18 protein-coding genes are annotated in these 25,091 nt (G+C 41.8%); 13 read left to right on the top strand and 5 right to left on the bottom strand.

Going from position 1 to position 25,091, the window contains the following annotated elements:
* Window positions 1-101 precede the first annotated feature (101 nt).
* The 5 genes from PGP85_RS20345 to PGP85_RS20325 all read left to right on the top strand — a co-directional run bounded on the left by PGP85_RS20345 (window position 102) and on the right by PGP85_RS20325 (window position 6,144).
* Window positions 102-575, top strand: a complete 474-nt coding sequence (locus tag PGP85_RS20345) for a hypothetical protein (protein ID WP_270329066.1) — start codon at window positions 102-104, stop codon at window positions 573-575.
* A 23-nt stretch (window positions 576-598) separates the two neighbouring features.
* Window positions 599-3,958 carry a WxL domain-containing protein gene (locus PGP85_RS20340; RefSeq protein ID WP_270329065.1) on the top strand — a complete coding sequence of 1,120 codons (3,360 nt, stop codon included), beginning with the start codon at window positions 599-601 and terminating at the stop codon, window positions 3,956-3,958.
* Window positions 3,959-3,985: 27 nt separating this feature from the next.
* Window positions 3,986-4,216 (top strand): hypothetical protein, encoded by a 231-nt coding sequence (locus tag PGP85_RS20335; RefSeq protein WP_143068166.1) that lies wholly within the window; start codon window positions 3,986-3,988, stop codon window positions 4,214-4,216.
* Between the two features lie 112 nt (window positions 4,217-4,328).
* A complete protein-coding gene (locus PGP85_RS20330; protein ID WP_270329064.1) occupies window positions 4,329-5,015 on the top strand; it encodes a winged helix-turn-helix domain-containing protein in 687 nt (228 codons plus the stop codon).
* Window positions 5,016-5,166: 151 nt separating this feature from the next.
* The gene (locus PGP85_RS20325; RefSeq protein WP_270329063.1) at window positions 5,167-6,144 is read left to right on the top strand and encodes a D-2-hydroxyacid dehydrogenase; all 978 of its coding nucleotides are present in this window, start codon (window positions 5,167-5,169) and stop codon (window positions 6,142-6,144) included.
* A 17-nt stretch (window positions 6,145-6,161) separates the two neighbouring features.
* Here PGP85_RS20325 and PGP85_RS20320 read toward each other — a convergent pair whose 3' ends face one another.
* Both PGP85_RS20320 and PGP85_RS20315 read right to left on the bottom strand, forming a co-directional pair.
* Entirely contained in the window at window positions 6,162-7,097 is a 936-nt protein-coding gene (locus PGP85_RS20320) for an aldo/keto reductase (protein WP_251866346.1), read from the bottom strand.
* A gap of 146 nt (window positions 7,098-7,243) precedes the next feature.
* Window positions 7,244-8,179 (bottom strand): aldo/keto reductase, encoded by a 936-nt coding sequence (locus tag PGP85_RS20315; RefSeq protein ID WP_270329062.1) that lies wholly within the window; start codon window positions 8,177-8,179, stop codon window positions 7,244-7,246.
* 633 nt (window positions 8,180-8,812) lie between these two features.
* Here PGP85_RS20315 and hisS point away from each other — a divergent pair.
* The 4 genes from hisS to PGP85_RS20295 all read left to right on the top strand — a co-directional run bounded on the left by hisS (window position 8,813) and on the right by PGP85_RS20295 (window position 15,010).
* Window positions 8,813-10,111 (top strand): histidine--tRNA ligase, encoded by a 1,299-nt coding sequence (hisS, locus tag PGP85_RS20310; RefSeq protein WP_010739866.1) that lies wholly within the window; start codon window positions 8,813-8,815, stop codon window positions 10,109-10,111.
* 59 nt (window positions 10,112-10,170) lie between these two features.
* Window positions 10,171-11,943, top strand: coding sequence for an aspartate--tRNA ligase (aspS, locus tag PGP85_RS20305; protein WP_270329061.1), 1,773 nt, complete (start codon window positions 10,171-10,173; stop codon window positions 11,941-11,943).
* 134 nt (window positions 11,944-12,077) lie between these two features.
* Window positions 12,078-12,956 carry a YitT family protein gene (locus PGP85_RS20300; RefSeq protein ID WP_034708657.1) on the top strand — a complete coding sequence of 293 codons (879 nt, stop codon included), beginning with the start codon at window positions 12,078-12,080 and terminating at the stop codon, window positions 12,954-12,956.
* Window positions 12,957-13,129: 173 nt separating this feature from the next.
* Window positions 13,130-15,010: an acyltransferase family protein gene (locus PGP85_RS20295; protein ID WP_010739863.1), complete on the top strand. Its 1,881-nt coding sequence runs from the start codon at window positions 13,130-13,132 to the stop codon at window positions 15,008-15,010.
* Window positions 15,011-15,036: 26 nt separating this feature from the next.
* Here the strand turns inward: PGP85_RS20295 and PGP85_RS20290 are convergent, their stop codons facing one another.
* Window positions 15,037-15,312 (bottom strand): GIY-YIG nuclease family protein, encoded by a 276-nt coding sequence (locus tag PGP85_RS20290; protein WP_010739862.1) that lies wholly within the window; start codon window positions 15,310-15,312, stop codon window positions 15,037-15,039.
* Complete coding sequence (locus tag PGP85_RS20285; protein WP_010739861.1) at window positions 15,302-16,036, bottom strand: tRNA1(Val) (adenine(37)-N6)-methyltransferase; 735 nt, start codon at window positions 16,034-16,036, stop codon at window positions 15,302-15,304. The genes PGP85_RS20290 and PGP85_RS20285 overlap by 11 nt, the downstream gene beginning before the upstream one ends.
* A 75-nt stretch (window positions 16,037-16,111) precedes the next feature.
* Here PGP85_RS20285 and PGP85_RS20280 point away from each other — a divergent pair, with 75 nt between their 5' ends.
* On the top strand, window positions 16,112-16,741 hold the full coding sequence (locus tag PGP85_RS20280) for a lysophospholipid acyltransferase family protein (protein WP_270329060.1): 630 nt from the start codon (window positions 16,112-16,114) through the stop codon (window positions 16,739-16,741).
* 14 nt (window positions 16,742-16,755) lie between these two features.
* On the opposite strand, the gene PGP85_RS20275 is transcribed toward PGP85_RS20280, so the two are convergent.
* Window positions 16,756-17,484 carry a DUF554 domain-containing protein gene (locus PGP85_RS20275; RefSeq protein WP_270329059.1) on the bottom strand — a complete coding sequence of 243 codons (729 nt, stop codon included), beginning with the start codon at window positions 17,482-17,484 and terminating at the stop codon, window positions 16,756-16,758.
* A gap of 156 nt (window positions 17,485-17,640) precedes the next feature.
* Between PGP85_RS20275 and PGP85_RS20270 the strand changes: the two genes are divergently transcribed.
* From PGP85_RS20270 to PGP85_RS20260, 3 genes are read left to right on the top strand one after another with little or no spacing between them, the layout of a single operon-like run.
* Window positions 17,641-18,774 carry an exonuclease SbcCD subunit D gene (locus PGP85_RS20270; protein WP_270329058.1) on the top strand — a complete coding sequence of 378 codons (1,134 nt, stop codon included), beginning with the start codon at window positions 17,641-17,643 and terminating at the stop codon, window positions 18,772-18,774.
* Entirely contained in the window at window positions 18,774-21,896 is a 3,123-nt protein-coding gene (locus tag PGP85_RS20265) for an SbcC/MukB-like Walker B domain-containing protein (protein ID WP_270329057.1), read from the top strand. Before PGP85_RS20270 ends, PGP85_RS20265 begins: the two co-directional genes overlap by 1 nt.
* The gene (locus PGP85_RS20260) at window positions 21,897-25,076 is read left to right on the top strand and encodes a DEAD/DEAH box helicase (protein WP_010739856.1); all 3,180 of its coding nucleotides are present in this window, start codon (window positions 21,897-21,899) and stop codon (window positions 25,074-25,076) included.
* The last annotated feature ends 15 nt before the right edge of the window (window positions 25,077-25,091 follow it).

Below are 25,091 nucleotides of genomic sequence, written 5' to 3'. Positions count from 1 at the left end.
ACTTAAATAATAGAATGGACTTTCTCATTTACACAAAATATTTTACACTCTCAACAAATTGAATGAAGCCCAAAAATCTATTCAACAAACGTCTTTTAATTGTGTCGATTATTATATATCTTGTCTTTGCCTGCATCATTGTACAGAGTGTGTATGTATTTCGTAATTTGTATCGCGATGCGGAAAATAAATACATCGAGGATATTCAACAGGAGATAAATCAGTCTTTGCAGACAGAGCATTGGAAAGCGGATCTAGATAAGTTAGTTGAGGATACAGCGATTGAAATCATTGTTCGAGCTGAATCAGGCGAGCGGCTATATTCAACGATTGATTTAGCCGATGATGCAACAATCAAAGGGGTCGTTAATGATAATGCAAAATTTTTAGAGTCCTTTGAACAGACGAAAATCGGCGAGCAAAGGGGTTCTGTTTGGTATGTCATTTACCAAGTTCCATTTGTTCAGGTATTGCAAAGTTTCATTTTCAAGTTTAATATACTGATCCTTCTGATCTATATTGCTTTAGTTTTGATCATCATTTGGCTGCAACGGAAACTCTTAACGCCTCTATAGAGACAGGAAGAAGGTGCGCCCCGTTGAATAAACCTTTAACAAAAATATTCAGTTTTTCAGTGATCGTTTTATTAGCGTTGGGCGAGGGTGTTCAGTTGGCAAATGCAGTCACTGAAGAAACCAATTCTTCAACTACAACGAGCGGGGAAGTTGCACTGGCACTGGAAACAGCAGATTCATCCGAGAAAACGGTCATCTCCTCATCTGAAGCAGCAAAGGAAGAAGCCACTTCAAGCAGTGCCGAAGTAACCGATGAATCTACCACAGAAACAAGTGAAGAAAAAGAGACAAAAAAAGAAAAAGCGATTAAACCTAAAGCCGCAAATGATCCGGTTACTATTCCTGATCCAGTATTGTATCAAGTGATTAGAGAAACCTTGAATAAGTCTTGGGGTCCTAACCTAGGTATTGCTGATGGTACATCTATTACTGAAGCACAAATGGAGATGTTGACAACTCTTTCTAGAAGCTCAACATCATTTGAAAGAGACCCGATCGGTAATTTAGAGGGGATACAGTATGCTACCAATCTTAAAGAACTGGATCTCTTTGGTAAAACTGATGATACATTCAGTTCCTTGCCGACAGGTTTTAGTAAACTTAATAAATTGGAAAAACTAAAGTTTTCACCTGGTGCTCTAAGAGATATAGACGAGCTAGAAAATCATCCGACATTAAAAGTTTTTTCTGCTGTTGAGAACAATTTAAATTCTTTAGAAGGACTCTCTGGATGTAAAGAATTAGAAGTAGTGAATGTTAGTGGTTCACAAAACTCCGGATATGCTCAAAATAGAGATCTCCAAAATTTTAAAGGACTTGAAAAATCAACGAAGTTAAGAGAAATCTATTTCAATAAGTATGATGAACAAAGATCAGCGACGAAAGTAGGAAATCCAGAACCCTCTTATGTAGGTTATGGACTTCAGTCATTAGAAGGGTTGAACTGTGCCGGTTCTTTAGAAACGCTAGAATTGACGGGACATCCCGGACTTCATACGTTAGATGGTTTGGAGAACTACACACAATTAAAAACATTAAAAGCGACAGGTTCAACGAATTTTAACGGTCGTGATACGTATTATGAAGAACCAGGTGGGGTTAGCGAAAAGTATTTTGATCCAGCAGTTCATACACCAACATATCACCAACGAGGACTAAGGGGATCAGGGGCCATTGATGCCTTAAGTACGTGTACTGCTTTAGAGACTGTCGATATATCAAGACAGGCGATTGTAGATCTAACGCCGTTGGCCGGTAAAACATCAATCAAAACGTTAAATATATCTTACAACTTGATTGAAACACTGCAACCTTTAGTAACGACCAATAAATTGGTTAAACTATTGGCCGCACATAATCTGCTGACAAATCTTTCTGGACTTGAAAACACGAGTACTTTAGAAGAGTTAGATGTCGCTTCGCAGTGTGCGGGAGCGAGACAATTCAAGCCAGCTTCATCAGCAGGTATAAATGAAGTAGTAATAAGAGGTATACTAGACGATATTTCACAGCTCAACGTTACAAGTTTGGTCACTTTTTATTGTTCTGACAATCGTTTAGAAGATTTGGGTAGCTTAAAAACCGCCTCTAAACTAATTAAATTAATTGCGTTAAATAATCGTCTTTCTGACATAAAAGGTGATTTATCAGGATGTTCCAGTTTAGAATTTGCCAATTTTAATAACAATCATTTTGTCAATTTTAAAGATATTGGCTTGGAAGGTGCAAAAGATTCGTTAACGGAGTTATACATGAATGAACAGGGGCTCCATGCGTGGAACTTTGCAACTTATCAGAATGATACGACTCTTTTAGTAGATCTGGATGGCTTGAAAAACTTTACTATTATTAAATTGATTTCTATGGAAACTAATAAAATCAAAGATAGTGAAATGAAACATATTCCAGAATGTATAGCCGATTTACGGATTGGTTATAATGAGTTGCAAGATAAGGCCTTTTCTACCTTTACACAGGCTGCCTATCCGCGATTAACGAAGATTTATGCTAGTAACAACCACATTAGTGATATCACTCCTTTAGAGAAATTCACGACATTAACTAAAATAGAATTGCCTAGTCAGCTAATTAGCGTTCCCGAGCAGGGTGGGAAAGTAACGAAAAAAACATCTCCGGTCGGTTTTGAAGTTGACGTCTTAAAGAGTGATTGCGGAATTGGTTTATCTTTTGATAGACATTCTGGGTGGAGTACTACAACGCCAACTGTAAAACCAGGAACAAATATTTTGGATGTAGATGATCCAAACTATGACTTGGAGGGTCGTAGTCCGAGTTCCAATTTTACTTATACAGGAAATAGCGCATTAAGTAATCTAAATTTTTACGGAAAAATTTTCTTCGATGCGGATTATGACATTGCTACTGAAGCTAAAGTTGAGTTAGTTCCTACTGATATTAGTGGGAATGAAATCACTGAAATTGCTCAAGGCGGAATAATCTATTGGCGCGCTAAGGTTAAGAGTAAAGATGCAAAATATTTGATGAAACCAGATTTCAAACATCATTTGCAGTATTCACCACACGCGCTATTGGACCCATATGTGGAATCATTTGATTCCAAAGCAAGCGAATATGTAAAAGGTGCTCGTGTTGAAGTTGATGGCACATATGTAGCTACACCATCAGGAATATGGTCACAAGTCGATGCTTTACACAATCTGATAAATGATAGCAAAGTTGCCAATATAACGGTCGTAACAAAAGTCAATGATACTGCGACACCAGGCGAAACAGCTAACTTGTATTTTAATGTTCAAGGGAAAAACTTTAAGCTAGTCGGAGATACAAAAAAAGTAACCATTAAGGCTAGTATCCCTGAAGAATTGAACCTTTCTGCACCTGAACGGTTTGATTTTGGTAAGAAAAATGAAGCTAGCAAGAAAGCCCAAAACTATGGACTGGATACAAAGAGCCATACGGCAACTGAGCAAACAGATGGGTTCAAAGTCAGAGTAACGGACACTATGCAAGCGACAAATCGTGTGGATTGGAAAGTTGTTGGTCAGTTAAGTGACTTAACAAATTCTAAGGGAAATGTTTTGAAAAATGCTTCTGCTTCACCTAAATTATCAACCAGTGATATTTCCTTAGCGAAAATTACGATCGGTGCGGGCGGCGTTGAGACACCTCAAACAATCACTCACGGTGCAGCAGGCGCTCCTACTTGGCAGCAAGCAATTGACCTGACAGCGGGCGGTTCTTCTGTAACCTTATCAGAGGCACCGAAAGCTGATGGCGCAGGTATTTGGGATTATCAGATTCCATTTGATAAGGTAAAACTGAATGTACCAAGCAATGTGAATGATCAGGCGGGCTATACCTTCAATGGCAAGCTTACTTGGACATTAGATGATACGTTGTAGTAAATAATTATGAATTAGGATGTGCAAATGATGAAACCAATGTATTGGGTATTTATACTCGGAGCTATCGGAGTTTTGTCTTTGATTGCTTTTGTAACGTGCTATATAAAAGACAAAGAATTGAAGAAAGAACGAGGGTTGAAAGAGAATTTTCTAATTCTCGACTGGACACTGCTGTTAGTGACAGTCGCTTCATTTGCCTGTGCAATCTTTGTCTACTTGGATATCCAAAATCAAATTAGCAGTTTTACGTTGTAATTGAATATTGAGGTGCTTTTTAAGTACCTCAATTATTTTTATCAAAAATGAGCTTTACATACTCGAAATATAACTATAGCTATTTAATTAATTTAAAGAAGGTGATTCCCATATGGGACACGTATTAATATTAACTCGCAATATCTTATCCGATGGAGAATTACAAGAAAGGCTGCAGTATTTGAATTATGAAGTATTCTGTTCGTCAAGTTTGTTTGAATACTTGATTCAAAATCAAACCTATCCTGAACTGATGAATCATTTTCAAATTATTATTTTTAGTGAGACGGTTTCAAATGCAGAGATCAATTTTTTATTGCCGCGTTTTGAAAATAAAAAAAATCTGCTTTTTCGTAAAGTCGGCGAAGTCTCAGATTCTGAGGAATTGTTGACGGTCAAAGAAGTAACTACGATTAATCTGACCATGGACTCCTTACGAGAAAAACTAATGAGTTCAAAATTTCTTCGTTCCGAACAAGCAGGCTTTAGAAAGGCAGGAATTGATTCTAGTTTTGGTCAAAAGATCAAGATTCCAGAACAGATGGATCAACTAAACCTTTCTAAACTGGAGGAAAAAGTATTTAATGAATTGTATTATTCGAATGGCGAAGTGATCACGAGAGAGGCTCTTTGCGATAAAATTTGGGGCACCGGAGTCACAAACTCACACTTGTCTCATCTATCATCAATCGTAAAAAAATTGAGAAAGAAAATTGAAAAAATGAATTTGACGGAAGAGGCAATCAAAACGGTTTGGGGAGAAGGTTATCAATTATCACCGGATTTCTATACTGAATAAAATATTCGATAAGTGATTAATAGATGGAGCGACCTGTCTTTTAATCACTTTTTTTGGTCATGGTGGGCCTAACCAAATGAGGGAATCTCCTTTACAGCGAATAAGCAGCAATGCTATTGTTTAATGGAATGATTTACCAAGGAGGCTAATTATGAAAATCGTTGTACTAGATGGCTATGCGCTGAATCCAGGAGATTTAAGCTGGCAAGGTTTTGAAGCATTCGGTGAAGTGACTGTTTATGACCGGACTTCTTTTACGGATAAAGAGGAAATAATCGAACGCATTGGTGAGGCCGAGGCGATCCTTACGAATAAGACGCCGATTGATGAAGAGGTTTTGGCGGCGGTTCCGCAGCTGAAATACATCGGAGTGATCGCCACTGGCTACAATGTAGTCGATCTTGAAGCAGCCAGAAAGCGGAAAATTCCGGTAACGAATATCCCAGCCTATGGAACTGATGCAGTGGCGCAATTTACTTTCGCCCTTTTATTGGAGATCGCTAACCAAGTTGGGGTGCATAATGATTCCGTTCAACAAGGGGAGTGGCAGCGAAGTATTGATTTTACGTATCAAAAGACGCCGCTGATGGAGTTGCAAGGCAAGACGATCGGCTTAGTCGGTTATGGCGAAATTGCTCAGGCAACGGCGATGATCGCCCATGCTTTTAACATGAAGGTCATTTACTGGAACCATCGGCCAAAAGCACCGCAAGCCGAATGGGCTCAACAGGTTTCAATCAATGAACTGTATCAACAATCCGATATCATCAGCCTGCATGTTCCGCAAACGGCGGAAACTCAAGCGATGATCAATCAGGAGTCAATTGCCAAAATGAAAGACGGCGTCATTCTATTGAACACTGCTCGGGGTGGGTTGATCGATGAAGCGGCGGTTGCAGATGCTTTAAATGCCGGAAAGATTTTCGCGGCAGGAGTCGACGTTATTTCCAAAGAACCGATGGCAGAGAACAGTCCGCTATTGAATGCTAAAAATTGTATTATCACACCTCATATTGCGTGGCGTCCGTTAGAAACACGCGAACGTTTGATGGGGATCGCGGTCGATAATTTCGCGGCTTTCTTAGATGGTAAAGAAAAAAATGTCGTAAATAAAGAGCATGACGAATGATGTCATGCTCTTTTCTTCTATTTAAATAGTTGATCAATCTTGTTAAAGTCTTCCGCGGATAATCGAATATCAACAGCTTTTGCATTGGTTTCGACTTGTTTGGGCTGTTTAGCGCCAGGAATGACTACATCAATTTGTGGATGCTTCATGTACCAAGCCAGTACCAATTGAGCCACAGTCGCATCGTAACTATTAGCGATGGGTTTTAATTGATCGACTTTGCCGATGATCTCAGTGAAGCGTTCGCCATTGAAATCTGGCCGTTTGCTTCGCGGATCGGAGTCGTCAAATTGATCCTCTTTGCTATATTTGCCAGTAAGCAAGCCGGAAGCTAAAGGAAAGTAAGGAACAAAGCTGATCCCATGGTCTTTGAAATAAGGAAAGAGATCTTGTTCGTGTTCGCGATGGATCAAACTGTAACGTTCTTCAACGATATCGACATAGCCGTCCTGATTGGCTTCTTTTAGTTGTTCCAATGAAAAGTTCGAGACGCCGATTGCACGGATTTTTCCTTCTTCTTTCAATCGATGCAGCTCAGCGACCGCCTCATTTTTTGGTGTTGTTTCATCTGGAAAATGAATATAAAAAATATCGATATAATCGGTTTGAAGTCTCTGCAGAGCTGCTTCAACAGAGTGGCGCAAAAACTCTGGAGAGTTATTAAATTTATAATTGTTCTCTGGGTCGTGTGCAGCTTTCGTCGCAATAATGATCCGTGAACGATCAAACTCAGGTTCTTGCAGCACCTCGCCGATCAATTCTTCTGAACGGCCATACCCATAGGCAAAGGCTGTGTCTAATAAAGTGATCCCATTTTTGATGGCTGTACGGATCACGTCTTTTCCGGTTTCATCATTCAAGTTTGGGAAAAGGTTGTGCCCGCCGACAGCGTTTGTTCCTAACCCTAGATCACTAGCGTAAACCCGTGATTTTCCGATTCGTACATCTGTCATAAAACATTCACTCCTTTTATTTGCCGGGTTAGAATCAACTCGGCGATTATTTTTCAAGTGTAGTTTAAAGTCTAAAAAAAAGCGACTATTCTAGTTTATAAGAAAAAAACAGACCATGACAGCAAGTCGTCATAGTCTGTTTTCTTCTATTTAAATAGTTGGTCGATCGTATCAAAGTCTTCGGTTGATAAATGAATATCAACTGCTTTCGCATTTGCTTCGACTTGATCCGGACGTTTCGCGCCAGGAATGACCACATCGATTTGCGGACGCTTCATATACCAAGCCAATACTAATTGGGTAACTGAGGCGTCATACTTATTTGCGATCGGTTTTAATTGATCGACCTTTTGGATGATCTCAGCAAAGCGTTCACCCTTGAAGTCAGGATTTTTACTGCGAAGATCACTGTCCTCAAATTGAGTTTCTTCACTATATTTTCCGGTCAACAAGCCGGAATCCAATGGATAGTAGGGGACAAAACTGATATTGTTTGCTTTTAGATATGGAAACAGTTCTTTTTCATGCTCGCGGTGGATCAGGCTGAAGCGCTCTTCAACGATATCGACGTAGCCGTCTTGGTTGGCTTCCTTCAGTTGTTCCAGTGAGAAGTTCGAGACACCGATTGCTCGGATTTTTCCTTCCTCCTTCAACTGATGTAAAGCAGCGACTGCTTCATTTTTTGGTGTCGCTTCATCAGGAAAATGGATGTAAAAAATATCAAGATAATCTGTTTGAAGTCTTTGCAAGGCTGCCTCAACCGCATCACGCAGAAATTCTGGCGAGTTGTTGAATTTGCCATCCTGCTGCATATCATGGGCGGCTTTGGTCGCGACTATCACACGAGAGCGGTCAAATTCAGGCTCTTGCAGGACTTCACCGATCAATTCTTCTGAACGGCCGCGACCGTAAGAAAAAGCCGTATCCAATAAAGTGATGCCGTTATTGATGGCGGTACGAACAACCTCTTTTCCAATGTCATCGGTCAAGTTCGGGTAAAGGTTGTGCCCACCAACTGCGTTTGTTCCTAATCCTAAAGCGCTAGCATAGACTTGTGACTTTCCAATTCGTACATCTGTCATAAAACATTCGCTCCTTGTTTTTTCTTTTCATTTAAAGAAATAGTCATTCTTTTTCAAGTTTAAAATAAAGTGTGAAAAAAAGCGACCACTCTTTTTTATTCTTCATGGATAATCGGGAAATCACTTGACTTTCGAGCTTATTTTTAGTAGCTTAGGAAGAGATAAAAACATCAATGAAATATCTATGAAGGAACCAGTAAATTACGAAAAAACGTACAGAAAAAATTGCCTTGGCTGAAAGCAATTTCGTGAAAAGTAATTGAAAGACAGTCTGGAGATGAGTGCGTGCAAAGCCGCTCCGTTACGCAAGCGTTAATTGCTAGAGAAAAAGAGGATAACTCTTTAAAAAAATAGGTGGTACCGCGACGACTTTCGCCCTTGTTCAATTTGAACAAGGGCTTTTTGCGAGTTCTGCTTTTAGCAGTTTGTTGAGTTTGAAGGGTATTTTTAAGTTTGTAACAATATAGTGAACAAGCTGTTTAGCAGAATCGTATGCGTACGAAGATAGAATTATTTTTCCGTTTTTTTAGAAAAATGATTTCATTAAATCTGAGCTAGCGGTCACTTTACTTCCTGTTTTAGCAAGTTCGAAAAATAGACAAATTAAATACATCAATATGAAGGAGATTAACCATGAGTTATCAGCGACCAAAAGGGACCAATGATATTTTACCGGGAGAAAGCGAAAAATGGCAGTTTGTTGAAGAAACAGCACGCCTAGTATTCAATGACTACCAATATCAAGAGATCCGCACACCGATTTTTGAACACTACGAGGTAATTGCCCGCAGCGTGGGTGATACTACGGACATCGTCTCAAAAGAAATGTACGACTTTTACGACAAAGGCGAGCGCCACGTGACGCTTCGACCTGAAGGCACTGCGCCAATTGTCCGCGCCTATGTTGAAAATAAATTGTTTGGACCAGAATTCAAGAAGCCTTACAAGGTTTACTATACCGGACCGATGTTTCGTTATGAACGTCCGCAAAAAGGCCGTTTGCGTCAATTCCACCAAATCGGTGTGGAGGCCTTTGGCAGCGAAAACCCAAGTCTTGATGTAGAAGTTATGGCGATGGCGATGGATTTCTTTAAACAATTAGGAATCAGTCAATTGCGTTTGGTCATTAATACTTTAGGAGACAAGGAAACGCGGGCAAATTATCGCCAAGCGCTGATTACGTATCTTGAGGCTCATGAGGAAGAATTAAGCGAAGACTCACGGCGTCGTTTACATGAAAATCCTTTACGTGTATTAGATAGTAAAGACCGCAAAGATCAGCCAATCGTTGCTGACGCACCAAGCATTTTGGACTATTTGAGTGATTATGCTAAAGAATACTTCGAAGGTGTTACTAAGACGTTAGAATACCTAGATATCTCTTATGAAATCGATCACCGGATGGTACGCGGATTGGATTATTACAATCACACGATCTTTGAAATCATGAGCGATGCTCCGGGAATGGGTGCTCAAACAACTATTTGCGGCGGCGGACGTTATGATGGTTTGGTCGAAGAACTTGGCGGGCCGGAAACACCAGGAATCGGATTTGCGATGGGGATCGAACGGATTTTATTAACTCTAGAACAAGAGGACGTAATGATTCCAAATGCGGCAAGTTTGGATGCTTATGTAGTTGGTCTTGGCGATGCGACGAATCTGGAAGCATTGAAGGTCGTTCAAGCGATTCGCGGGTTTGGTTTTTCCGCTGACCGTGACTTTATGGGCCGAAAAGCCAAAGCACAGTTCAAAACGGCTGACAAGGAAGGCGCGAAATTAGTCCTTACTTTGGGAGAAGATGAATTGGCTAAAGGCGTGATCAACGTGAAGGATTCTGCAACGCGGGAAGAAAAAGCTTTCCCACTAACCGACGTGTATGAAGATTTTGCGGCAATCTATGATGAAATGACTATGCCGAAGCTTGACTAAACGAAATAAATCTTACTGATAACACGGTAGATTACTTAAATAAATGGAGGAATGAAAAAATGGCTAGACGTACTTTCTATTGCGGACGAGTGTCCGATGAGTATTTGGATCAAAAGGTAACATTAAAAGGGTGGGTGCAAAAACGCCGTGATTTAGGCGGATTGATTTTTATCGACCTGCGTGATCGTGAAGGTGTCGTTCAAGTAGTCTTCAATCCAGAAGAATCAAAAACAGCTTGGGAGATTGCCGATCAATGCCGTAGTGAATATGTTGTTGAAATCACAGGGACAGTGATTCGCCGCGACTCAGGTGCCGTGAATAATAAAATGGCGACAGGTGAGTTCGAAGTTAAAGGGGAAGACATCACTATTTTGAATAGTGCTAAAACACCGCCTTTCTCAATTGAAGATGAACAAAACATCAGCGATGAAGTACGTTTGAAGTATCGCTATATGGATTTGCGTCGTCCAAAAATGACTCAGAACCTGATGATGCGTCATCGTTTAACGCAATCCGTTCGTCGTTACTTAGACAACAATGATTTCTTAGATATTGAAACACCTTACTTGGCAAAATCAACACCAGAAGGAGCGCGGGATTATTTGGTGCCTTCACGTGTCCATGCCGGACATTTCTATGCATTGCCGCAATCACCGCAAATTTTAAAACAATTATTGATGACTGCTGGTTTTGACCGCTATTATCAAATCGTTCGCTGTTTCCGTGATGAAGATTTACGTGGCGACCGTCAACCAGAATTTACTCAAATCGATATTGAAACCAGCTTTTTAACGGCCGAAGAAATTCAAGAATATACCGAAGAACTGATTGCTCAAGTAATGAAGGATGTTCGCGGCGTTGAAGTAACGTTGCCATTCCCACGTATTACATGGGACGAAGCAATGGAACGTTATGGTTCAGACAAACCAGACACACGTTTTGATATGGAATTGATCGATATTACTGAGATTGCTTCTGCGACTGATTTTAAAGTATTCCGGATGGCGTCAGACAACGGCGGCGTAGTCAAAGCATTGAACGCTAAAGGGGCCGCTGATAAATATTCACGTAAAGAATTGGATCGTTTAGGCCAATTCGTTGGACAATTTGGTGCGAAGGGCTTGGCCTGGATCAAAGTGGACGAAAACGGCGAACTAACTGGACCGATCGCGAAATTTATGGGCGGCGTCAGTGAAGAATTGAAGAAAGCAACGAATGCTGAAGCCGGCGATGTTTTGATGTTCGCGGCAGATCAATTCTTAACAGCGGTGACTGCTTTAGGAGCGGTTCGTTCAAAAGTTGGGAAAGAGCTTGGCTTGATCGATGAAGATCGCTTTGATTATCTATGGGTCGTTGACTGGCCGCAATTTGAGTTTGATCAAGAGTTGGGTCGTTATGTATCTGCTCACCATCCATTCACAATGCCGATGGAAAAAGATATTCCAAGCTTGAAGGATCATCCTGAAAAAGTCTATGCCCAGGCCTACGATATCGTCTTGAACGGGTATGAATTAGGCGGCGGTTCACTACGTATCAACACGCGTGAATTGCAAGAACAAGTCTTTGAAACATTAGGCTTTACTCGTGAAAGCGCCAATGAACAATTCGGTTTCTTATTAGAAGCCTTGGATTATGGGTTTCCTCCAATCGGCGGGATCGCTCTTGGGTTGGATCGTTTCGCAATGCTGTTGGCCGGCGAAGATAATATTCGTGAAGTCATTGCCTTTCCTAAGAACGGGAAAGCGGCAGATCCAATGTCTGATGCGCCAAGTACCGTTTCTCCATTGCAGCTTTATGAATTGAGTATTGATGTTACTAAAGTAGAAGAATAAAAAAATCCGCAAACTTTTCAGCAACTCTAAGAATATACTAAGAGAAGTACCTGCCTGCGTGGCAGGTGCTTTCTTTTTTTCATGAAAATACGTATAATGTGAGTGAAATTTTGAAATGAGGCGGACAGGACATGATGAAAAAGAAGATAGAGGAGTGGCCGCACCACGATTATGCCACCCGATTATCTGTCGCAGTAGTTTATGCATTTTTAGCGGCGATTGCCGTGAACTTTTTTTACCAGCCAGGACACATCTATTCTAGTGGGGCGACCGGTTTTGCACAGATTTTAACGACACTGTCGCATCGTGTAGTCGGCTTCACCGTACCAGTATCAATCACCTTGTTCTTGATCAACGTGCCGCTGTTTTTCTTGGCATGGTTCAAGATCGGTCATAAGTTTACGATTTTTACCTTTATCACGGTTTTCTTAACGTCGTTTTTCATCCACATAATTCCACAGACGACGTTAACGAAAGATCCAATCATCTGTGCGATCTTTGGCGGGGCGATCATGGGTGTCGGCATTGGTTTTGCCTTGAAAAATGGTTTATCTTCCGGCGGCTTGGATATTTTGAGTATTACCATCCGCAAAAGAACTGGGAGTTCAGTCGGCTCCATCTCGATCATCTTCAACGTGATGATTATGCTGATGGCCGGAATTTTATTTAGTTGGCAATACATGTTCTATTCTGCCTTGGCGATTTTCATGAGCGGAAAATTGACTGACGCGCTTTATACTAAACAACGGAAGATGCAGGTCATGATCGTAACCAAATGTCCTGATCGAGTAATTGCCGGAATCCAAGATCAAATGCGTCGCGGGATCACGATTATCAATGAAGCAGAAGGGGCCTATAAGCACGACAAACAAACCGTGCTGTTTACGGTTGTCACGCGTTTTGAACTGCCTCTGCTAGAATCAATCATGCGGGAAAATGATCCGGCTGCGTTTGTAAGTATCTCTGAGAATGTCCGGATCATGGGCCGGTTTTATGAAGAATCCATGGATTAAAGTTGGGACGAATGTCTCAACTTTTTTTGAATAAGAGCTTTTTCATCAAAATAACTAAAGATAAAAACTAAAATATTTAGGAAATGCTTTTTTTATTGAGAAAATGTTGCAGTTTGTCAGATTTATACGTATAGTTAATTTGATATTCTATAGTAAAGTTGGAAAGTAAAAATATGGGAAAAAGACTAAAACATAGTCGCTATATTACTGGTTTTGACGGAATTCGTTCCTTAGCAGTAATCGGCGTAATTTTATATCATTTAATGCCCACTCAAATGCGCGGCGGGTATTTAGGAGTTCCTGTTTTTTTTGTGGTCTCTGGTTATTTGATCACGGATCTGCTTTTGCAGGAATGGAAACAGACGGGGCGAATCGATATTAAGCAGTTTTATTATCGCCGGATGAAACGTTTGTATCCAGCATTGGTTACCATGCTAGTCGGAGCTTCGGCGTACATAACATTGTTTCAGCGAAATCTGCTGAATAATCTGCGAGGAAATGTCATCAGCAGTTTGTTCTACGTTAATAACTGGTGGCAGATCAATCACGGCATGTCCTATTTCGACCGCTTTTCTGGTGAGTCGCCATTTACACATATTTGGTCACTTGCAGTAGAAACACAGAATTATATCCTGTGGCCGATCGTTTTTGTTTTATTGATGAAGCTGGTGAAAAATAAAGGCAAAGTATTTTTGGGCATCCTGGGTGCGGCGCTTTTCTCTGCGATTTTAATGGCGGTGCTGTTCAAGCCGGGACAAGATCCGACGCGTGTCTATTACGGTACTGATACTCGGTTATTCTCCATTCTACTAGGTGGTGCTTTAGCATTTATTTGGCCAAGTACACGTTTGAAAGCGCAGATTCCAAAGCAGGCCAAGCGGATCTTGAACGGAATTGGCTTAGGCTCGCTGCTGCTATTGATAGTCGCGTTCTTGTTCCTGCGAGATGATTTATCCTTTGTTTATTATGGCGGAATGTTTTTAGTGACGCTTTTAAGTGTCATCTTGGTGGCTATTACGGCCCATCCAGGTGCTAGTTGGAATAAGTGGTTGACGAATCCAGTCTTTACTTGGATCGGCAAGCGCAGCTACGGCATTTATTTATATCAATTTCCGGTGATGATTTTTTATGAAGCCAAGGTAAATGTTGCGAACCATACCTTCCTTCATACGATCATGGAAGTGATCTTGATCCTTTTCGTGACAGAGCTTTCCTATCGTTACGTGGAAAAACCATTGCGTTCGTTCAATTATCGTAAAACCTTTGCTTCATTGAAGAAATCCTTCTGGGCACCAATCAAGAGCCGCAGAAAGATCGGTTTTATCTTATCGAGCGTTATTACTTTAGTGGCCGTTGTTGGTGTGATCATTGCTCCGACAAACAAAGTCGATGCGAATCAGCAAGCTTTGCAAAAGCAGATCGAACAAAATAAGCAGGCTGCAAATAAAACAGAAGAAACACCTGCTTCAAGTGCTTCGAACGATTCGGCTCAATCGGAAGGATCGACCAGCAGCAGTGAAGTACCGACGAGTTTAGCGGATAAATATGATCTTAGCCGTCGTGAAGTAACTAAGGCTAAAAATCTGAAAGTTACCGCTTTTGGGGATTCCGTGTTGTTAGCGGGTTCTAAAGGGCTGACAGAAATTTTCCCTAAAATGGTCGTTGATGGAGAAGTAGGCAGACAGTTGAAAGATAGTCCGCCATTACTTCAGGCGTTGAAGGATAAGGGCGAGTTGAATGATACGATTCTGTTGAGCCTAGGAACGAATGGTGCCTTCAATAAAGATGACTTCGCTCAGATCATGAATGTGCTGGGTGACAAGCATCAGATCTTTATTATCAATACACATGTTCCGACCCGTCGTTGGCAAAATGATGTGAACGCCACGCTGGAAGCCGCATCAAAAGAGTATAAGAATGTTCATTTGATTGACTGGTACAATTTCAGTAAAGATCATACGGATTGGTTCTATGATGACCAAGTTCATCCTAATGATGTAGGGTCGATTCATTATTGTCATTTAATCGCTAAAGAGCTATTAAAAGGCGAATAATCAATAAAAAAGCGTTTTGTGAGAGATCACAAAACGTTTTTTGCTTGATTTTCTGCTAAGTAGCGTTCTTTTTGTTTGCGCGGTAATTTCTTAAATGCCGATTCGGCTTTAGTCGCTTCACTGCGAGTAGAAAACTTCTCGGCGTGAATCATCTGAACCGGACGCCGGCTTTGCGGATGGGTATATTTTGCTCCGGTTCCTTCATTATGTTCAGTTAAACGACGAGCTAAGTCAGTTGTATATCCGCCGTAAAAAGAGTGATCCTTGCATAATAAAACGTAAAAAAATTGCTCAGTTGCCATAAAGCATCTCCTGTAGGTCGGCAGAGTAGCTGCCAGATTGATCATAAGTATATAATGGAGGAAGGAAGCGCAGCCCTTCACTCTTGCCGTCTTTGATTCCTTCGATCAAAAGCGTGTTGGCTTCTTTTCCTGGTTTAGGATAAACAAATTGGATACGTTTTGGTGCGATCCGATTGGCACGCAGGCAATCAACGATCTCTAAGAAACGATCAGGTCGATGGACCATGGTAAAGCGGCCGTTCATTTTTAATAATTTGGCCGAAACACTGACAACATCTTCGAGTGTTGCATGAATCTCATGTCGTGCGATGGCCAAGTGAGGATTGGGATTTTTTATACTAGTAGGCAATTCTTTAAAATAAGGCGGATTGCAAACGACTAGATCGGCCGAATCAGCTCTGAAAACATCGAAGGTATTTTTTAAATCCAGCTCATGCATCGTCATTTGCTGTTCTAAATGATTTAACAGGATGCTGCGTTCACCCATATCGGCTAAACGAGGCTGCAACTCAATTTGATCGATCGCGGCTGAAGTTTTTCGGCTTAGAAAAAGGCCGACAGCACCATTGCCGGCACAAAGATCAATGATTTTTCCGCGTTTCGGAACCCGAGCGAAATTTGCTAATAGAACCGCATCAATGGAAAAAGAAAAAACTTCGGAGCTTTGGATAATTTGGATGTCTTCGGCGTAAAGTTGATCAATTCGTTCGCCTTTTCTTAACAATTTCGATTGCCCCCTTAAAAAAATCATACCGTTGTATTATACTACGTTTAGTTAGTTAACTGAAAGGAAGAAAAAATGTTTTTTAAATTTATTCGCGTTATCGCTCGAGGGATCTTAGCTGTCGTCAACGGCAATGCTCAATATCAAAATAAAGAGAAAATCCCTGAAGGAAATTATATCTTAGTTGCTCCGCATCGAACTTGGTGGGATCCGGTTTATATGGCTTTAGGAGCATCGCCAAAGCAATTTAGTTTTTTGGCAAAAGCAGAACTATTCAAAAATCCAATTCTGCGTTTTATCTTGGTCCACTTGAACGCCTTTCCTGTTGACCGTGACAAGCCGGGACCAAGCGTGGTGAAACGTCCAGTTAGAATGTTAAAAGAATCTGACAAAAGTTTGATCATGTTTCCAAGCGGAACTCGTCACTCATCAGAATTAAAGGGCGGGATGGCTTTGATTTCTCGTTTATCGAAGAAGCCAATCGTACCCTCTGTTTATCAGGGGCCAATAAAATTTTCACAATTGTTTAAGCGGACACCGGTAATTATTCGTTTTGGTGATCCAATCGATGTTTCAGACATCAAAAAGATGGATAAGGCTGGTTTAGCCGAAGTAGAACGCCGAGTGCAAGGTGCTTTTGATCAATTAGATCGTGAGATTAACCCGAATTTTAAATATGTTGCCAAAGAAAAAAACGCTGAGTAATTCAGCGTTTTTTTTTAGCCTAATAACGGTACGATCCAAGTGGTCCAGATCCAACTGACCGGCATGACTAAAAGCATTGCTGGGATCATGTCAGCAGTAGGAAACATTTTGACTTTGATCATTCGAAACCCTGTCGCCAGCATTAAAAAACCGCCACAGGCTTTAAAGTCTAAAATCATCGAAGGAGTAGTCAAAGGGAAAATGACTGCAGCGATCAAGAATAGACAGAAGAAAACAATGAACTGCGGTATCGCAATGACCGCCACGACATAACCAATATTGCAGGCAAAGATGGCAGCGGTGAAAAAATCTAAGATCGACTTTGCGATCAGAATCGTATGGTCGCCTGTCATGCCCTCGGTTAACCTGCCGAAAATTCCCGTTCCGCTGGCACAAAAAAGAACGATGATCGTGACTAAAGTACTCATGAACTCTTCATGGGAAAGCGTCAGTTCTTGCTGAGGAAACTTCGCAATAGGTCGCTGCATCAAGGTTGCTGCAAAATTAATTTTTTCATTGAAGTGGAAAATCAGTCCTAAAGAGGTTCCTAAAATAATTGCCAAAATCACCGCAGGCATATTCGCCATCTGACTGATGCTGGGAATCCCCATCGCCATTGAGCAAACCCCAAAGATCAAGGTGATCTGCTTTTTGAAATCTTCCGACAGCAGGTGACCAAGAAACCCGCCTAAGATGCCGCCTAAAATAATCGAAAATGAATTAATGATAATACCAATTGGCACAGCCTTCACTCCTTTTTTATGACACTCTGTTTATCCTAGCCTAAAATCCTTTGGAGAGAAAGAGTTTTCTCATGCGACATTCACTTGCTAAGCAGAAAAATATGGCAAATCGTGTTATACTTTTGGGAAGGACTTAATTAGGAAAAGGGTGGATCAATGAAAGTTTTACACACTGCTGACTGGCATATCGGGAAAAAACTTCACGGCTATGACTTGTTGCCAGATCAAGCATACATTCTTGATCAGATACTAAAAATTGCAAAAGCCGAAGCGGTTGATGCCATTATGATAGCGGGGGACTTGTACGATCGTTCGGTGCCGTCAGAGGACAGTGTCCGGTTATTAAATCAAACGATCGCAGAATGGAATTTGACGGAAGAGTTTCCGTTATTGGCGATTTCCGGAAATCATGACAGCGCTACGCGTTTAGCAACGGGGGCGCCTTGGTTCAATCAATCAAATTTTCATCTTCACACACGGTTGGCTGAAGCGTTTAATCCTATAGAAATGAGCGATACACAATTCTATTTGCTGCCATACTTTGAACCTGTCGATGCCCGGATCTATTTTGAAGATCCCGAGCTGCGCACGATTCAAGCGGCAATGCCTAAGGTGATCGAAAAAATTAAAGCGAGTTTTGATCCAGCCAAAAAGCATATTTTAGTCAGTCATTTTTTTGTCTCAGGCAGCAGCAAGACTGATTCTGAAACAAAAATTGAAGTTGGCGGACTTGATGGGATCAATGGTAATTTATTAACTGATTTTGATTATGTGGCGTTAGGCCATCTGCATGGAAAAGACGCACTAAAGATGGACAATGCCCGTTACAGCGGTTCGCCGTTAAAATATTCTTTGTCGGAGAAGAATCAAGCAAAAGGGGTTTGGATCTTGGAGACGGATACTGGGGAATTCTCTTTTCGTGAATTGACACCTCTTCATGAAATTGAGGAGCTGCAGGCCAGCTTCGCAGAACTGCTGGACCCAGAATTTTATGCAACAGTTGATCGTGAGAATTACTTATCGATTCTGTTAGAGGATCGAGCGGTTATCCCTAATTTAATGAATCAATTGCGTCAGGTATATCCTCGAATCATTCAAGTTGAACGTGCGAATGGCTTTGAAACAGCCATCGAAACACGCTTGAAGACTGAAAATATCAAAGAGAAATCGCCGATCGCATTAACAGAAGATTTTTTTACTGAGGTTTCGCAGGATGACTTAACAGCATTACAAAAAAAATGGATCGAAGACGGATTGCACTCGATTCTTAAAAAAGGAGGCGCAAGTTAATGCTTCCTAAAAAGATTATCATGGAAAATTTTGGTCCGTTTCTACATGAAGAAGTGGACTTTGAAGAAATGTCAGAGGCTCCGCTATTTCTGATCAGCGGCAAAACCGGAGCAGGAAAAACCACAATTTTTGATGCGATCACCTTTGCATTGTATGGCGATGCGTCAGGCGGTGTGCGTTCCTCAAATGAAATTCGTTCCTCTTTCGCCGAGCCGACGGAAGAAACCAGAGTTCAATTTATTTTTGAACATCAAGGCCGAAATTATTCAATTGAACGCTGGCCCAAGCAGACTTTGGCGAAGAAAAACGGCAAAGGCGAGACAACTAAAAATCAAAAAGTTCAATTAAGTGTTTTTGACGATGCGGGACAGGAGGCAGAGGCCTACACCAAGGTGGATGCCGTCAACGAAGTGATTTATCAAATCCTGCATCTGCAAAAGGATCAGTTTCGGCAAATTGTGATGTTGCCGCAAGGAGAGTTTCGAACATTTTTAAATGCCAACAGTACTGAAAAAGAGACCGTTCTGCGCAGTTTATTCGGAACTAGTTTCTATCGTAATTTTACTGACAATTTGAAGCTTCAAAAGACGGAGCTGGAAAAGGCCGTTGGTGAGTTGACGACACGAATCGATCAACTATTTCAGCAGGTGGTTGCTGATAAAGGTGCGACCTACGCTGAGTCGTTAAATCTGGCTCGAAACTATCTAGCAGCAGAAGAACAAGAACTGATAAAAAGTCGGGCTGAGCTTACAGAAAAACAAACTAAGCAAAAAGAACTTCAACAACAATACCAAAAGGCTCAGGAGCTGTCTGAAAGTTTCCGCCAAGCCGAGGAAACTCGCGGCCAGCTTGAGGCATTAGAAGAACAGCTGCCGGAACATGAAGAAAAGAAAAAGCAGTTAAGCCGAGCAAAAGAAATCGAAAAAATCCGGCCTACCTATGACCGAACGAGAGAATTAGAAAAGCTTCAAGATCAGCAAAGACAAGAGGTTCAAGCGAATCAGCGCCATTCCGAAGAGCTGGAACAGCAATACAGCGATGCTCAGAAAGAAACAGCCGAGTTTGAACAACAGAGTGACGTTTGGCAATCAAAGGAAAAAGAGCTGCAAAATTTGGAATTGATTTTACCGTTAGTCAAACAAAAGAATCAATTGACCGAACAAAAAGCTGAATTGACAGTTAAACAAGCACAGCAGCAAAGGCAATTAGCTCAAATCAATGAGCAGTTGAAAAATCATGAAGATAAGAAGAAAATTCTAGAAGCTAAACAAAGCACTGAAAAGGTTTGGCAGGATCGATGTTATGAAGAGCTGCAATTTCAGCAACAAGTAACGAAGCTGCAAGAACTGGCGAAGCAGATTTTTGATCAGCAGGAAGAGGAAGAAGATCAGCAGATCAAATTGGCTCAATTAGTTGAGAAAACCAGTCGAACCAGCAATCAATTAACTAGTGAAACGGCTGATTATAAGAAGTTGAAAAGCCAGTGGGCATCCGCGGAGATTGCCCGTTTAAGTATGGATTTACTACCGGGCGAACCGTGTCCCGTTTGCGGATCAAAAGAACATCCGAATCCAGCGCAGCACAGTGAACTGACCACCGATAATCTGGGACAGTTACAAGTAGCGCTTGAAAGCCAAGAAGCTCGTATCAAGCAATTAGAACTGATCAGAGAACAGTCGGAAGCTCGTTATGAAGTAGCGAAGCAGACGTTTGATAAGCTGCAGGAGGAACGTCTGACCGGACAAAAAACACTAGAACTGCAAATCGAGCAGCTTCAAAGCAGCTTTGATGATTTTTATCAGACGGCGGTTACAGATGAGGTAGAGAAAATTGTCGAATTTCTCGAGGATCGGAAAAAAGAGACGGAAGCCGCGCTATCCGAGATCGTGGAAACCAAGCAGGCTCTGCAAGAGCTAACGAGTGAAACCTCAGATGATCAGGCGAAGAAACAGGAAATCGAGGAAACACTGAATGCTGTGAACGGTGATTTGCGTACCTTAGATGGCCGACTTGCTAGTTTAGAAGAGCAGACAGCGGATTGGCAATTAGCAACAGTAGAGGCTCGCATCGCGGAACTGACTCAAGCTTTAGAAGAGCACCGGATTCTTCTGCAAGCCCATCAAACAGCGATCAAAGAAATTGAACAGCAGCGGATTCGCCTGCAAGAGAATAGCCGACTTTTGGCGAAACAGCAGCAAGAGACTGCTGAAAATCTGCAAAACTATCAACAACAGTTGCAAAAGCAATTGACGGAAGCAGGTTTGGAAATCGAGATGCTGGCAGAACCGCTTGTGGATCTTTCATTGTTAGAAAATGCCATTGCAGAGTACGAGCAGCAACTTTTAGTTTTAAAAGATCGCCAAAAACGGCTGAAAGAAACGATTAAGGATCAACAAAAGCCGGAATTGGATCAATTACAAAAGTTGCTGACTGAAAGTGAAGCAGAAGTTCAAGACTATCAGCAGCAATATTATGCAAACGAGAACCATTTGCAGCAGCAACGTGAACTGGTTGAGAAAATCGAGAGTCTTCAAGAGCAAAGTAAAGAGCAGCTGGCTGAACTAAGTCAGATGATTCAGCTTTATCAGACGATGAATGGCGACAATCCGCAAAAAATCAGTTTGGAGCGCTACGTATTGCAGTGGTATTTGGCAGAAGTCTTGCAGAGCGCCAATCAGCAGCTGAACCAGTTGACGAAAGGCCGCTATCGTTTTGAATTGAAGCAGGAAAGCGGACGTTCAAAAGGCAATACAGGGTTAGAAATCAATGTTTATGATGATAATGCTGGAGCGACTCGCAGTTCCCATACTTTGTCGGGCGGCGAAAGCTTTATCGCTGCACTGTCACTGGCACTAGGATTAGCAGAAGTGATTCAGAATCAGGCTGGCGGAGTGGCGATCGAAGCGCTATTTATCGATGAGGGCTTTGGTTCATTGGATGAAGAAGCGTTGGAGATGGCGATGGAAGCGTTAGAAGGTATTGAAAACGCGGGACGAATGATTGGTATCATCAGTCACGTAAGAGAGTTGAAAGAACGTATCCCACAACAAATTATTGTGGAAACTAGCGGGACGGGACGCAGCAGTATTCGTTACCAGCTAGAAGGATGGAGTGAAACGTAAATGAGATGGAGTATTCCAGAAAAAGTGATTGAACGCGGCAGAACTTATTTAAAAGAGGGACGGGTCTTATCCGTTGAGGCGGACCCAGCTAGACGTGTTTGGCATGGTGAAGTATTAGGCAGCGAACTTTATCTGGTTGATTTAGATGGCAGTGGAAAAGAAAATGATATTTGCGCTTGTCCTTACTGGGAAGAGCACGGATATTGCAAACATACTGTAGCAGTGGAGTTGTACCTGCGGGAAAAAGGTCTTTCTCGAGTGATCAAACCCGAGACTGTTTTGCCGAAAAAGATGGAGAGCAGCGTGTCTTTTGCTGATCTGTTGAACCAAGGATTTTCACGCTTGGAAAAAGAAGCAGAACCGTTGCAATCGCTATTTGTTGATTTTATAGTCGAGGCGATCCCAACGAATCCTTATCATCCTGAGTTGGATGTTTTGACGTTGTCATTAAGAATCGGCAGTAATTTGAACAAGCGGAGTTATATCGTAAAAAACCTGTATGACTTCCTGCATGCGTATCAAACAGATTCAGCCTATACGGTCAATAAACAATACCGCTTCCAGATTGAGGCCGGGGCCTTTGATCCTAAATGCCGAGACTTGATTGAAGATTTAGTTGGAATCAGCGAAACGTATCAGCTATTGGGTAAAACAGGTCTGCAAGTCAAAGGCAAATTAGACAAGCGCTATCTCTTGCTCCCGGTTCATCGGATGCAGGAATTATTGAGAGCGATGGAAAAAACAGGCCACTTAAGTATCAAATTAGGTGAAAAAACGTATTCTGAAGTTCACGAAGGACAAGAATTACCGTTATCCTTCACTTTGGAAAAACGTGGTGAAGATGATTTTGGTTTAACGATTGAGGATGGATTTACGAACTATTATAGTAACTATTTCCTAGGCTTTGTTGAAAATTCTTACTATTTGATGACTCACGAACAGCAAGATACCTATATTACAATGAAGCAATTGATGAAACGTTTGAAAGAACCGGTTATTGCTTATGAGCAGCGCCAGCTTTCGCAATTGTTCACAGATGTTTTTCCTTACTTACGAAAAATCGGGCGAGTAATCGTAACCGATGATGTCGCGGAGATCATGAAAGAAGAACCTTTGCGGGCGGTCGTGATTTTCCGCAAGATCAAAGGGATGGTCAAAGCAGAAGCCGAATTCCATTATGGCAACGCCTACTTCTCTACTAATGAGGCTCATCAGCCAAAACTTCCGAACAACGTGGAGATTTTACGGGATCGAAAAAAAGAGAAACAAATTTTAGCACTCTTTGATACGTATCGTTACCAAAAAATCGATACGGGTTTTGAGAAGAAATTGCCGGTCAAAGATAATCTATATTACTTCTTCACAGTCGAGGTAGAGGAGTTCCGCCGCTTCGCCGAAGTGCGTATGGGTAAAAAACTGCGTCAACTATTTTTAGACGGTGAAGAATTCCAGCCAACACTTGAAGTTGGACAAGAGGGCTCTTGGCTGGATATCAAATTTGATGTTACGGGCATTAATGACAATGAGATTGATCATGTACTTAATAGTTTGTTGCGGAAGGACCGCTTTTATACATTGGATAATGGAGAAGTCTTGTCCTTTGATTCAGAGGCTTTCCAGCAAACCAGCGAGCTGATCGGTCAATTACGGGAAAAAATCAGTGCCAAAGACGGATTGATTCGTTTACCGAAGAGTCAAGGAATCATGCTGGAGCAGCGTTTGAAGGATAACCCGCAGGCGCAATTTAGTGAAAGCTTTACTGCGATGGTACAGGATCTGACTCATTCAGAAGATTATCCGGTGGAGCTGCCAGACAATTTGCAGGCTACTTTGCGGCCGTATCAGGAAGCTGGCTTCCGCTGGCTGAAAATGCTGAGCGACTATGGTTTCGGGGGAATCCTGGCCGATGAAATGGGGCTAGGTAAAACAATCCAAGTTATCACCTTTTTGTTGGCAGAGAAGAGACAACAGCCGATCAAAGCATTGATCGTAACACCAGCAAGTTTAGTTTATAACTGGCAGGCAGAAATCAAGAAATTCGCGCCTAGTCTAGAATCAATGGTTATCTCGGGAAATCGCGGAGAGCGGGAACAGTTGCTTGAGAACGCTGACGAAATCGTTATTACTTCGTATGCAAGTTTGCGGCAAGATATAGACCTGCATGAAAAGCAAGGTTATCAGTATATGATCCTTGATGAAGCGCAGATGGTGAAAAATGCCTCAACGAAAACGTCCAGTGCTCTGCGTAATTTATCGATCCCGCATCGCTTCGCGTTAAGCGGTACGCCGATTGAGAATAATCTGGAAGAGCTGTGGTCGTTATTCCAAACCGTCATGCCGGGATTCTTCCCGACGATCGGTCGTTTCCGTCAAATGGCTGTCTCAGAGATTGCCAAGATGATCCAGCCGTTTGTTTTACGACGTGATAAGGATACCGTCTTGCAAGAGCTGCCAGAAAGAATCGAATCCAACGTTTTAAGCAGCTTAACGGAAGAACAGAAGACCGTTTATCTGGCGTATCTAAAACGCATGCGTCAAGAAGTCGATCAAATGGACTCTGCAACGTTCCGTAAGCAGCGTGTAAGCATTCTGGCAGGTCTGACCCGTTTACGCCAAATCTGCGATGATCCGCGTCTATTTATGGAAGGCTACGAAGGCGGGTCAGGGAAGCTGGATCAGGTTAAAGACTTGATTCATGCAGCGAAGGAAAATGGCCGACGTGTCTTATTATTCTCGCAATTCACTAGTATGCTTTCAATTATAGAGAAAGAATTCGCGGATGAAGGCATTTCAAGCTTCTATTTACGTGGAAGTACCAAAGTCGCGGATCGGTTGAAGATGGTAGATGATTTCAACGGCGGTGAAAAAGATGTCTTCTTGATTTCTTTAAAGGCCGGGGGAACCGGATTGAACCTAACCGGTGCTGACACAGTCATTTTATATGACCTATGGTGGAATCCGGCAGTAGAAGAACAGGCTGCTGGACGCGCACATCGAATCGGACAAAAGAAAGTCGTCGAAGTTTGGCGCATGATTGCAGAAGGAACAATTGAGGAACGAATGAACCTATTGCAGCAAGAAAAACGGGAATTGTTCCAAAAGGTTATCCAAGGCAATGAAGAACAAACCAACAAGCTTACTGAAGAAGATATTCGCTTGATCCTAAGTTTAGGTGAATAAAAAAGTTTGCAGCGC

Origin of the sequence: Enterococcus malodoratus (assembly GCF_027659535.1) — a bacterium.
Lineage (GTDB): Bacteria > Bacillota > Bacilli > Lactobacillales > Enterococcaceae > Enterococcus_A > Enterococcus_A malodoratus.
This window is presented reverse-complemented; position numbering and strand designations above follow the sequence as displayed.